Here is a 1382-nt window from a genome sequence, read left to right as displayed (position 1 = left end):
CCATAATCATATTCTTTTTTAAATTCTTTTTTAAAATCCTTATTTAATTCAAAATAAATTACATAATGTTTTTCATTTGACTTTTTATCTGGATCTTTATCTGGCTTTTCCTCCCAAAAGCCAATATGAGTCTTACCTAAATTAAATAGCAGTGCTCCTATTTCTGACTTTAAAATTTCTTTACTGTTTTCTTTAAGGTTTTGTAAATTCAAGTTTTTCATTTCAAGCCTCCATTTTACTATCAAAGAATTTCATAGGCTTAAGAACTTTTGCCAACCCCCAGCCTAATTTTGTCTTAGCGCCTATTCCGACATTTTCCAAACAATATTTAAATATTTCCTCAATAAATTTCTTATCGTTCTTTATTTCATCTTTAAGTTTTTCTTTATCTTCCAGTATCCCATTAAATGGAATATAAGTGAATTGGAAAACACCTTTTGAGCCACTTGGCACAACTTCATAAAAAATAGGATTTGATCCTTTTCTTTTTACTTTATCCTGAGGATTTATCACTTCATAATTAACGTTACTAAAATAAGTAGGGTAAAATATACCTCTCCCTTTATTAACTAAAAATATATTTTTAGCCTTTTCTTTTTTTTCAAGTATTTGAGTTGCCAATTGCTTTATAATACTTGTACCATTTTTACTTATCTTTAAATTTATCCCCAAATCATATAAGCAATATTTAATTAAAGCTTTTACATATCTATCATTATTCTCGCCTTTTTCTATTAAATTTTCTATTGTCTCTCTCACTTTTCTAAAATTTTCTGAGCCCGTACCGAAAATCCTAGTATAGCTTAAATAATATTTAATTATATCCGAAATAGCATAATTGTCATCTTTCACTTTTTCTTTTAATTTTTTTAATGCTGCTGACGAAAGATAACCTTTCCAGCCACTTCCCCTTATCATTGGAATCTTTGTTATATACTCTTTCAATACAGGATTTTGTAAAACGTACAATTCGTCATTATCCCTTGAAAAATACGGAGATTTTAAAGTAAATTCACACCTTATTCCAAACGAACCTGGAATTAAATTATCAACATAGCTTTTCATATCAACATTTTCATCAAAAATACCAGATATGATTTTTATATTGCTGCAATCGAATTCCTTTTTTATATAATTTTCTTCATATTTTTTTATTTCCTTTTCATTTCTTTTTTCTATTTTTTTTATTTTTATAGTTTGACGTTTCCTTTCTAAAATTTTACCTTCAAAATATAACTTATCATCAGATAAATTATCATTATTTTTCTCATTCAGAATTACCTCATAACTCATTTTCACACCTTCTTCAAGTACTTTTCAAGCAATTCTTGCCCATATAAACTACTATATATATTGACATTCAAATTCTTATTATACTTATT

2 protein-coding genes are annotated in these 1382 nt (G+C 26.5%); both read right to left on the bottom strand.

Translation table 11 applies throughout. The annotated features are described in order from the left end of the window. Positions 1 to 221: hypothetical protein (locus tag J5G60_RS18325; protein WP_207876633.1), on the bottom strand; the 221-nt coding region annotated here is incomplete at its 3' end. Position 222: 1 nt separating this feature from the next. Beyond that, positions 223 to 1293, bottom strand: a complete 1071-nt coding sequence (locus J5G60_RS18320) for an RAMP superfamily CRISPR-associated protein (protein ID WP_150356306.1) — start codon at positions 1291 to 1293, stop codon at positions 223 to 225. Positions 1294 to 1382 lie beyond the last annotated feature (89 nt).

The organism is Clostridium sp. HV4-5-A1G, from assembly GCF_900184915.1.
Classification (GTDB): domain Bacteria; phylum Bacillota; class Clostridia; order Clostridiales; family Clostridiaceae; genus Clostridium_B; species Clostridium_B aromativorans.
The sequence above is the reverse complement of the archived record's forward strand: the minus strand, read 5'-3'. Positions and strand labels throughout refer to the sequence as shown.

Coding starts and splice junctions, on each gene's coding strand:
- J5G60_RS18320 (WP_150356306.1), bottom strand. CDS start 1,293: ATGAGTTATGAGGTAATTCTGAATGAGAAAAATAATGATAATTTATCT.